We start from the raw sequence: 10,901 nt of genomic DNA, 5'->3' as shown, positions 1-10,901 counted from the left end.
CATTTATTCGTGTAATTTGCACTATTCGTGGTATTCGTGTTAAGCCTTTGTGTTTTACCTCCACTAATGGCATAATACCTCCATGACTCAAACCCAAAAATCTCACCCCCTCTCCCGTTTATGGGGCTACGCCACGGTTCATCGTCGTGCGATGATCGTGGCCTCCCTTTATTCAATCCTCAATAAAATATTCGACCTCGCTCCCCCCATCCTGATCGGTGCCGCGGTGGATGTGGTCGTCCAGCAAGAGAATTCGCTGATCGCCAAATACGGTGTCGAGGATACCGGTAGCCAGCTCCTCGTCCTCGCGGGGCTAACGGTCTTTATCTGGGTTTTTGAATCCATCTTCCAATATCTCTATCAAGTTGCCTGGCGCAATCTGGCGCAGACCATCCAGCACGACTTACGGATCGACACTTATGATCATGTTCAGCATTTAAGGCTGGCATATTTTGAAGACCGCTCCACGGGCGGGCTGCTCTCCGTCATCAATAACGATGTCAATCAGCTCGAACGTTTTTTGAATGGCGGCGTCAATGATATTTGGCAGGTCACCACTACGGTAATTGTTATAGGCGGAATTTTCTTCTATACTGCCCCCTCTGTAGCATGGATGGCGATGCTTCCGATGCCATTCATCATCTGGGGATCAATCCGTTTTCAACATACCCTTGCACCCAAATATGCTGCCGTTCGTGAGCAGGTCGGTGTTCTGAACGGGCAGCTCGCCAATAATCTCAGTGGTATCGCGACCATCAAAAGCTTCACTGCTGAAAATCACGAATTGGAGCGCGTTACCCATGAGAGCAATCTCTATCGGATTGCCAATAAAGCTGCGATCAAGTTCAGCTCCGCTTTTGTGCCCCTCATCCGCATGATCATCATGTCTGGCTTTATCGCCATTCTCATTTTTGGGGGACGGATGGCACTTTCAGGCGAAATTGCGATTGGTGTTTATTCGGTGCTGATCTTTATCACACAGCGCCTGCTTTGGCCCCTTACCCACCTAGGAGAAACCCTGGATTTGTATCAGCGTTCGATGGCCTCCACCGATAGGGTTTTGGATTTGCTGGATGCGGATGCCCTGCTTCCCGACGGCGAAACGCCCCTGGACTTGAGCGTGGTACGCGGGGAAATCAGATTGGATTCGGTTTCATTCGAATACGATAACACCGATAACCTCTCCGTTATCGATGATCTATCCCTAAAAATACCAGCTGGGGAAACGGTCGGCATTGTCGGCTCGACAGGCGCAGGCAAAACAACGCTGGTCAAATTGCTTTTACGCTTCTACGATGTCCAGAAGGGCTCTCTTTCCCTCGATGGACTTGATCTGCGCGATATTCAGGTGGAATATCTGCGCAAGGCGATTGGCTTTGTCAGTCAGGACGTTTATCTTTTCCACGGCACAGTCCGTGAAAATATTGCTTATGGCACATTTGATGCCAGCGATGAAGAGATCATCGAGGCCGCCAAAATTGCCGAAGCCCATGATTTTATTATGGATTTACCACAGGGATACAACACCATTGTCGGTGAGCGCGGACAAAAGCTCTCTGGTGGGCAGCGTCAGCGTGTCTCGATTGCGCGCGCAGTGCTCAAGAATCCGCCCGTACTGATTCTCGATGAAGCAACCTCCTCAGTCGATAATGAAACCGAAGCTCTGATCCAACGCTCCCTTGAGCAGATCGCGATCGGACGTACGACCATCGTTATCGCTCATCGTCTATCCACCATCCGCAATGCAGACAGGATCTTTGTCCTTGAGCACGGGAAGTTGAAAGAACAGGGCCGCCACGATGAGTTGGTTGCAGAGGGTGGTATCTATGCCCGTCTTTGGGGTGTCCAGACTGGTGTGCGGAGAGACTAATGATCCGTCGTTGCGAGGAGCATACTCCTGCGACGTGGCAATCTCCTTTACTGTTATGGAGATTGCTTTGTCGGGAAATATCCTCCTCGCAATGACAAGAAATTAACAGTTCCTCCCGAAGGATACCGGGACGGTGTGAGCGGAGCGATGACCGAAGGGAAGAATGCAGTCGAAGGACGGGTAATCCAGAGCTGCTCTTCACTTTGTCGAGCACAGGCGACTGCGCCTTCGCTACACCCTTCGGGTACCATGTCGCTACGGCTTCGCTCAGAGACTGAGATTTCTCAGCGCGTAGCACGTTCAACCAGGTACGCGATGCTGACATAATCCATCCCGGTCGCCTCTGACATCCCCATTTCACAGGGGATATTGGATGAATAGTAACCGCCGTAGTCGCGTTCGGTGACTTCGGCGGATTCTTTTTGAGTAGCAGAGGCGGTCAATTCGGGATAAAGCAAACCCCGGTCACCGGCAAAAGCGCAGCAGTCCAGGTTGAGCGGAATGGTTGCTGAGCGAGCGCATTGCTTCGCTATCGAGAGCAGTTTTTCATCCAGTCCCAGCTTGCGCGCTGAGCAATTCGGATGCAGAACCACGTCCTCATCTAAGGGGTAGATGTCCAGGTGAGGCAGGAGCGTATCATGGATGAATTCGAGGCTGTCCAGGAGGGTCATTTGCTGGAAGAAAACCTGGTCATCCCTGGAAAGCGCCTCCGTACAATTCCGCAGGGAATGCAGACAAGAAGTTGTGTCAATCACGATGGGGAGTTTTCCCTGTTCACTCCACTCCCAGAATTTGAGAATGGTCTTATGCAGGGTTTCTTTATAGGAGGATGAATACCCTTTTGATGAGAAGGGCATCCCGCAACATGTGCCCAAAACCCTGGTGGGAATTTTTAGATTGATATCAGCCCGTTGAGCAATTGTGATAAGTGTTTCGGCAAGTGAGCTTTGCTGGTCGCTTGCGGGTTGGCCAAGTTGTCTGGATATGCAGGATGGAAAATAAATATAATCTTTTCCGGCAATTTCAGCCTCTCCCTGCGGCAGTTTTCCGGTGGGATATGGAATCGAATTATTCCACTTTGGCAGGGGCGCGCCAGCAATTTTCTCAAGTATTTCAGCTGCTGAGGCCAGAAAAGGTTTTTCCTTTGTGCTCCTGTGTGTCCTTTGGGGTGAAAGCATATGCCCGATTTTCACTCCCAGGCCTACCGATTTTTCAACCAATCCAAAGTTATTCGCAATCCAGCCCGCAGTCTTTTCTCCTTTGAGAGACTCGGCACGCAGATGCTTGGTCAACTCACCGGTGTCGATCGAGACCGGACAGGCGCTGGCGCATAAGCCGTCCACGGCGCAGGTTTCAATCCCATCATAGACGTAATCCTTTACCAGGAAAGCGGCCGACTGACCGAGTGCCCTGAGTCTGGAAATCTCGCGCTGCACAACGATCCTCTGTCGCGGGGTCAGAGTTAGGCGTCTGCTCGGGCATTTCGATTCGCAGAAACCGCATTCTATGCAGGCGTCCACGATCGGCGATACGGGCGCGATATTCTTGACATGGGTCACATGCGCTTGCGGGTCCGCGTTGATGAGCACGCCGGGGTTGAGCATCCCATCCGGGTCAAGCAGGGATTTCAGGTCACGCATGATACCGTATGCCTCTGTCCCCCACTCAGTTTCGACAAAAGGCGCCATATTGCGTCCGGTTCCGTGTTCGGCTTTTAGGGCGCCGTCGTATTTGCCGCTGACTACCTTCACCAGATCACAGATAAACCCGTCGAAGCGATAAACTTCATCTTGCGTATTGAAGGACTGGTTGACCAGAAAATGCAGGTTGCCATCCTTGGCGTGCCCGAATATGACGCCTTCCGGATAACCATGCGTTGCAAATAATGCTTGCAGGTCTGTGACAGCATCGGCCAAACGCGGGACGGGGAAGGCGATATCTTCTATCAGTGAAGTAGTACCGGGTGCGCGCATAGCCCCAACCGAGGCGATGATTCCCTTCCGCACCTTCCAGAGTGCTGCTTGCCGGGCGGGGTCTCGCGTGAATTCCGGGTCATGCAGCAAACGCAATTTTTTGAGGGTGCGCGAAGCTTCCTTTTGGAAATGAACGAGTGATTCAGCGTCAGGGGTCTGATACTCGACAAGGATGGCGGCGGCACTCCCGGGCAATTCCCGCAGGATGGCCGGAACGCCTGGCGCGGCTTCCACTGAACGGAGGGAGGCGCGGTCCATGATCTCTGCCGCCCGCGCGCCTGACTCCCTCAGCGGAGCGATGGCATCTGCCGCATCCTGGACGGTCTTGAAATATAATTGAGCGGTGTACCTGTGCTCCAGGACGGGCAAGGTGTGCAGGGCGGCTTCGGCGATAAATCCCAGCGTCCCTTCAGAGCCGATCATCAGGTGAGTCAGGATGTCGAGCGGGGTATCGAAATCGAGAAAAGCATTCAGTGAGTAGCCATTGGTATTCTTCATCTGGTAGCGGTGGCGGACTCGCTCGGCCAGATCGGGATTGGCGAGCAACCTTTTTCTGAGATCGAGCAAGCCCTGGGCGATTTGCGCTTGTTCGCTCTCAAAGATGCGGTCAGCTTCCGGCGATGCTGTATCAAGCACAAATCCATTTGGCAGAATGATGGTCATGCTGTGAAGAGTCTGATATGCGTTCTCGGTCACCCCACAACACATCCCGGCAGAATTATTGGCCAGAATACCGCCCAGCATGGCCGCGTCGATCGAGGCAGGATCAGGACCAATTCGGCGTCCATAGGGTTTGAGCACCTTATTCAGAAATCCGCCAACGATGCCCGGTTTGGCCCGCAGGAGTGCGCCGTCATTTTCCACGCTGTAATCCCCCCAATCCTTTGAGATGTCCACCAGAATCCCATCCGTAACAGCCTGTCCTGAAAGACTTGTTCCGGCTGCTCGAAAGGTCATTGGAACGCGCTGCTGCTGGCTGAAGCGGAGCAAGGCCTGGATCTCGTCAATCGAATTTGGCTGTACCACCGCTTGTGGAACGAGCCTGAAATAGGAGGCGTCATTGGCATAGGCGATGCGGTCAATTTCGCGGGTTTTTACTCGATTTTCTGGAAGAATGCTGGTCAGATGTTCTGAAAGATTATTCATGGAAAACCTCTTAATCTCAGGAATAATCATATTGTACAGTCTTTTTTACCCTTTCCAAAGGATATCAACCCTTCTCGCCACAGGATGGTCTGTAACAATGAGAAGATATTCTTGACAGTTCGTGTTAAAATCACTTTATGAAAATCAGCATTAGATTGATCGCCACCTTTATGGAATTATTGCCACCCGGCACGAAAGGGAATAAGATCGAGATCGAGGTGCCAGAAGGCACAACGGCCTCGGTTGTGATGGCGCAATTTAACGTCCCGCAGGATGCATCCAGCGTGATCGTTGTCAACGGGCTGACTGTGCCGCTCTCCACGCTTTTGGTGGAGGGAGATGTGGTCAGCGCCTTCTCAGCAGTTGCTGGTGGATAGAGAATTCACCACGAAGAACACAAAGAGCACAAAGTTTTTAATCTTTGTGTCCACAAAGAAATCCTTTGTGTTCCTTTGTGACTTTTTGGTAAAAAAATAGGAGAAAAACATGTACGGATGGCACGGAAAAATCTTACGCATAGACCTGACCAATCAGAAAACCTCCGTTGAGGATGTGGATCCTCAGATCGCCAGAGATTATCTTGGCGGGCGTGGCTGGGCGATTCGCTATCTCTATAATGAAGTAGATCCCCAGGTTGATCCTTTGGGCCCGGATAATAAATTGATCTTCGCCACGGGCCCCCTCACGGCAACCACTGCCCCGACGGGCAACCGTTACATGGTCGTCACCAAATCCCCATTGACCGGTGCATTGGCGCATTCGAATTCGGGCGGTGATTTCCCGACATGGATGAAGCGCACCGGTTTCGATCTGTTCATCTTTGAGGGCAAGGCGGAAAAACCCGTCTACTTGTGGGTGAACGAAGACGAGGTGGAAATCCGCTCGGCTGAGCATCTTTGGGGGCAGGATGTTCCTTCCACAACCGATGCTCTTTTGGCGGAAACAAATCCAAAGGCGAAAGCTGCGTGCATTGGTCCCGCAGGTGAAAATCTCGTCCTGATGGCAGCTGTGATGAACGATAAAGACCGCGCTGCAGCCCGATCCGGTGTTGGGGCTGTCATGGGCAGTAAAAATCTGAAGGGTGTGGTCGCCTACGGACGAAAGAATCCTATATTTGCCGATGATAAAAAGATGCGTGAACTCAGCCTGATCATTGCCAAAGAGGTTGGCGCGGATATGCTGGCTGGCTCATCACTGCGTGAATATGGAACGGCCTATGTGCCGCAAGTGACGAATACACTTGGTATTTTACCGACCCGCAACTGGCAAACCGGCACCTTTGAAGGTGTTGATGAGATCGATGGCGTGGCGCTTAAAGAAAAATATTTGATCAAGCCGAAGCCCTGCTACCGTTGCCCGATCGCCTGTGGCCGTCTGACGGAAGTTCCCGATGGCAAATATGCAGGCAAAGGTGAAGGCCCCGAATACGAGACCATTTCAGCTTTTGGAAGTGGCTGCGGAGTCGATAATCTTGCGGCCGTGACCAAGGCAAATTATTGGTGTAATGAATTAGGATTGGATACCATTTCGACCGGGATGACGATTGCCGCCGCAATGGAAATGTATGAAAAAGGCTATATCTCTGAAGAGGAGATCGGACAGCCGCTCCGCTTTGGTGATCCTGATGCAATGATCGACATGGTCCAAAAGATGGCTTATCGCGATGGGTTCGGGAACGAACTTGCGGAGGGTAGCTACCGTTTAGCGGAAAAATACGGCCACCCCGAAATTGCCGTTACAACTCGTAAACAGGAATTTCCTGGCTATGATCCTCGCGGCTCGCAGGGAATGGGTCTGCTTTATGCAACATCCAATAAAGGCGCTTCCCACATGGAAGGTGACGTGGCCTACGAAGAAGTCTTTGGTGTCCCGATCAAGGATGACCCGCTGACCACGGATGGCAAAGGGGAGTTGGTCGCCCGTTTCCAGGATGCCTTTGCGCTGATCGATGCTTCTGGCTTATGCGTTTTTCTGGCGGTGCGCTACGTATTCAATACAGACCGGATGATCTGGCCAACCAGACTATCGCAACTGATGGAATATACCACTGGTGTGGCCTATACTCCCGCAGAGGTTTTAAAGGCTGCTGACCGTGTCTACACCCTTGAGCGGATGTTCCTCCTCAAAGCCGGATCGACAGAGGACACCCTTCCTCCACGCATGCTCAATGAGCCATTGCCGGATGGCCCGGCCAAAGGACACGTCGCCGAGCTGGATAAAATGTTGCCCGAATTTTATGAAGTCCGTGGTTGGGATGAGAAAGGTTTTCCGACCGAGGAGAAATTAAAGGATTTGGGATTGCAGTAAACCATCAAAAAATAATCTATTGTTGGTTTTCAGCCCCCATGAGTTTTTAGGACTTATGGGGGTTTCCATTTGCCAAAGAGCCTGTTGAATTTGCAATTGAATTAATATACAATAAAAAGGATAAATCTGGCAAAATTAGCCGTGTTGCGCTCGTGAAAACAGGGAGAGGAGTTTCGAGAATTATGAACCGAAAAATTTTTAGAAACTGCATAATAATCGGAATTCTTGGCCTCCTGATTGTAGGAGTCGCTGGGGGTATTTGGTATTTATTCTCCGAACCAAGTGGCGGAGCGTTACCGATTGTCCAATTCATCCAACCTAAGGCCAGCCACGCCATCTATTCCGGACAGGGATTGGTGCTGATTGTCGAAGGTCAGTCCGAGGCTGGCCTGGACCGCATCGAATTGTTCGTGGACGGCCAACTGGAGCGCAGCGCATCAGCGTTTGGCGAATTAACCTTCCAGGCGGTCGTCCCGTGGTTTGGTTCTGCTCTGGGGAATCACGAGATCAGCGCTATCGGATATGACCGCGGCGGACACGCCAGTCAACCTGCTTCCATTTTAGTAACCGTGCAGGGCGCGGACATACCCACCGTTATTCAAGACGCGCAACCGCTGGATGTGAACCAAACCATCGAGGAAATAGTTGCCGGGGCAGGCGCTGGTGCGGGACATCCTGTTGGCGCAGCCCAGCCTGATGAAGCCGCTCAGCCGCTTCCCGCCGGGGACGAACCGCCAGTGGCAGAATTGCTGGTTACTCCCATGCAGGATGGAGATTCGGTTATCGCACATGTACAGGTCCGTGCCAGTGATAATACGGGGGTGACCCAAATGCGGCTGATCATCCAATCTCCAGGTGGAAACCCTGAACTTACTGAATACGACTGCGAGGGCAATCTGGAATGCAGCCGTGAATTTGATCGCCCCCTGGCAGAATCCGGGAAGTGGGTCTTCATCCTGACTGCTGTGGATCTGTCGGGGCAGATTGCGCAGCAGCAGTTTGCATCGGTGGATGTGATTTGTAATGCTGGGGTAGATGCAAACAATCAACCGTTCATGAATTGCGCGGCAGACGGTGAAAACATCCCCGTACCTGGCGGTCCGATTCTAGGAGAACCTCCTCAGCTCGATGATGAAGCACCTACGGCTGAATTGAAGGTAACCCCTATCCGAAATGGGGATTTGGTTGCCGCGATCGTGGAAATGAGCGGCCACGATAATGTAGGGTTGGGGCTGCTGCGATTGGAAACACAGACTCCTGTGGGCGTATTTGATAATTTCGCAGTTGGTTGTGAAGCCAATCCGGATTGCAGTTTCGAATTCGTGCATCCATTGGCGGAGCCGGGAGTGTGGATATTTATTCTTCAGTCCGTGGATCTTGCCGGGCAGGTATCGTTACCCCATTGGGCCGATGTTCAGGTTATTTGTAATATGGGGGTGGATGAAAACAACCAGCCGCTCATGCAGTGTGCAGTGGCAGATGAGGCTCCCCCGGCGCCGGGTAACGATCCTGGAAACCAACCTGGCTGGGAAATTCCTGCGGAGCGGGGATTCTGGAATCCGGACGAGGATCCGGTCATCGAGCCGCTGGATGTGGCTACTCCGCTCCTGTGCCGCGGTGCTCCTCCCCAACAGGAATCGTTTGAAATCGACGGTTGCCAGATTATTCTACCGGTTAATGTACCTGGTGGACCATTCACGTCTTGTTCTTTTTCTACTTTACTGAGAGCGGATTTACGCGGAGTCGATCTGCGGAATGCCAATCTGTATGATACCAATATGATTGAAGCAAACCTGACCTGTGGCGCAGATTTGCGAAACGCGGATTTGAGACTGGTAAATTTCTATAATACGAGAATTGATAATAGTACAAAGATGGACATAAAATCGAAACTGGTCTGGGAGCTGGTCAACCAGGGTGGTTATAGTCGTGATTTTCCCGGCGCTGATCTGAGCGAGTCTCGCCTGTTCCAAGCTGATTTAGTTTGGGCAGGTTTTCGTGATGCGAATTTGAGCGGTTCATGGTTTGATCTAACCAATTTCTTCGGAGCTGATCTGAATAGCGCTGACTTGACGGACACAACCTGGAGAAATGTTACCTGCCCGGATGGTACAAAAAGCCAGGACCACGGCGATACGTGTATAAACAATCTTCAACCAGGGCTTCCCAGATTGGAAAATTTTATGATTGGAGATTGTCTTATCATACAACCTGTGCCTTTGGCTGGTCCATATACCGAGTGTGTGGGGGCGGACCTTTCAAACCAGGATCTTCGACAAGTGAATTTGACGAATGCCAACCTGTTTAGAGCCAGCCTGAGTTATTCAGACTTGCGAGATACCAACTTCGAGGGTGCCGATCTACGATTGGTTGATATGCTCGGGTCTAGAATCGATCAGGGCACAACGGTAGACGACAAATGGCTTTTAGTCTGGAGCCTGGTAAACCGTGGCGGCCGCAGTCGAGATTTAAGTGGGGCAGATCTAAGCTGGGCGAACTTGGATAGCGCAAACCTGGCAGAAGCTATACTTACCAATGCAGATTTGAGCTCTGCAAGTATGAATAGCGTGGATTTTTCTGGCGCTACATTAAATGGTGCAAATTTGACTCTCGCAGATTTTCGAAATACAAATCTCGAAAATGTACAATTAGAAGGTGTAATTTGGTCAGGCACCTGGTGCCCCGATGGCAGCAATAGCCATGATGTTGGCGGCACATGCGAAGGTCATTTAAGCCCCTGATGGAGGGCGACATGAAAAAAACTTCTTATAATTTCATAAAATCAACGGTTGTCTTGATTCTGGTCGCCCTGTTGGTGGGTTGTAGCCTGCCAGCCTCGGTCAGTGAGGTTGGTGCTGCGAGTGTGCAGATCGGCCAACCGCAGGAGGGTGCGCAGTTAAAAGTTGGCGGAGTGGTCTCTGTGATATCAAGCTTCTCGGATCCGGGCGGTGCACAAGGGATGATCCTGGAAGTCAACGGGGTGGGCGTGCGCGAGGACAAATTTCACCTGCCGATGTTCGAGGGCAGGATGAACCAGCCCTGGCGACCGACCCAAAATGGCCCGGCAACCTTGTGCGTCTACCTGACTACTTCTAGCGGCCAGGTTGTCCGCTCGAATTGCGTCACAGTCATGATTGGCTCCGTTGTCAGGGCGACCTTTACACCCGGTTTCACAAACACGCCTTTCACAGAGCTAACTTTTACTCCAACGCCCACCTTCACACCGGGCGCGCCAACTGCAACCGCCACCCAGGACGCAAATTGCCGTCAGGGTCCCCGCGTGGATTATGCGGTGACGAGCAGCCTGGCCACGGGCAGGACAGCCCCCATTGTTGGCCGGAATACAGATCAATCCTGGTGGGTGATCCGGATTCCCGGCAGTGCCGATTGCTGGATTTGGGATGGCACCGTCACGGTCGAAGGTGACATCAGCGCTGTGCCCGTGATCACGCCTCCGCCTGCCCCAATCGTAACCGTAACCCAGCCTGCTCCACTGACAGCCCCAAATCTGATCTCGCCAAGCGGAACATTAAACTGTGTTGATGTAACCGGTGGTGTAACTTTAAGCTGGTCAGTTGTCAGCCACGCAAACGGCATTGATCATT

Annotated in this window: 6 protein-coding genes; 5 read left to right on the top strand and 1 reads right to left on the bottom strand. The window is 51.9% G+C overall.

What is annotated here, in order from left to right; translation table 11 throughout:
* Window positions 1-82 precede the first annotated feature (82 nt).
* Window positions 83-1,870, top strand: a complete 1,788-nt coding sequence (locus tag AC3DOM_RS10595) for an ABC transporter ATP-binding protein (protein ID WP_487919018.1) — start codon at window positions 83-85, stop codon at window positions 1,868-1,870.
* Window positions 1,871-2,154: 284 nt separating this feature from the next.
* Here AC3DOM_RS10595 and AC3DOM_RS10590 read toward each other — a convergent pair whose 3' ends face one another.
* Window positions 2,155-4,989, bottom strand: a complete 2,835-nt coding sequence (locus AC3DOM_RS10590; protein WP_487919017.1) for an FAD-binding and (Fe-S)-binding domain-containing protein — start codon at window positions 4,987-4,989, stop codon at window positions 2,155-2,157.
* Window positions 4,990-5,126: 137 nt separating this feature from the next.
* On the opposite strand from AC3DOM_RS10590, the gene AC3DOM_RS10585 reads away from it, so the two are divergent.
* The 4 genes from AC3DOM_RS10585 to AC3DOM_RS10570 form a co-directional block, all read left to right on the top strand.
* Window positions 5,127-5,366: a MoaD/ThiS family protein gene (locus AC3DOM_RS10585; RefSeq protein ID WP_487919016.1), complete on the top strand. Its 240-nt coding sequence runs from the start codon at window positions 5,127-5,129 to the stop codon at window positions 5,364-5,366.
* A 109-nt stretch (window positions 5,367-5,475) separates the two neighbouring features.
* Window positions 5,476-7,296 carry an aldehyde ferredoxin oxidoreductase family protein gene (locus AC3DOM_RS10580; protein WP_487919015.1) on the top strand — a complete coding sequence of 607 codons (1,821 nt, stop codon included), beginning with the start codon at window positions 5,476-5,478 and terminating at the stop codon, window positions 7,294-7,296.
* Between the two features lie 182 nt (window positions 7,297-7,478).
* Window positions 7,479-10,037, top strand: coding sequence for a pentapeptide repeat-containing protein (locus AC3DOM_RS10575; RefSeq protein ID WP_487919014.1), 2,559 nt, complete (start codon window positions 7,479-7,481; stop codon window positions 10,035-10,037).
* An 11-nt stretch (window positions 10,038-10,048) separates the two neighbouring features.
* On the top strand, window positions 10,049-10,901 hold an 853-nt coding region (locus AC3DOM_RS10570; RefSeq protein WP_487919013.1), incomplete at its 3' end, for an SH3 domain-containing protein.

The organism is Candidatus Desulfolinea nitratireducens (genome assembly GCF_982879505.1).
Note: the sequence above shows the minus strand (reverse complement) of the source record. Positions and strands in the feature narration are given on the sequence as shown.

What these genes read in the sequence shown, in the direction of transcription:
- AC3DOM_RS10595 (WP_487919018.1), top strand. Translation starts at nt 83, where the DNA reads ATGACTCAAACCCAAAAATCTCACCCCCTCTCCCGTTTATGGGGCTAC.
- AC3DOM_RS10590 (WP_487919017.1), bottom strand. Translation starts at nt 4,989, where the DNA reads ATGAATAATCTTTCAGAACATCTGACCAGCATTCTTCCAGAAAATCGA.
- AC3DOM_RS10585 (WP_487919016.1), top strand. Translation starts at nt 5,127, where the DNA reads ATGAAAATCAGCATTAGATTGATCGCCACCTTTATGGAATTATTGCCA.
- AC3DOM_RS10580 (WP_487919015.1), top strand. Translation starts at nt 5,476, where the DNA reads ATGTACGGATGGCACGGAAAAATCTTACGCATAGACCTGACCAATCAG.
- AC3DOM_RS10575 (WP_487919014.1), top strand. Translation starts at nt 7,479, where the DNA reads ATGAACCGAAAAATTTTTAGAAACTGCATAATAATCGGAATTCTTGGC.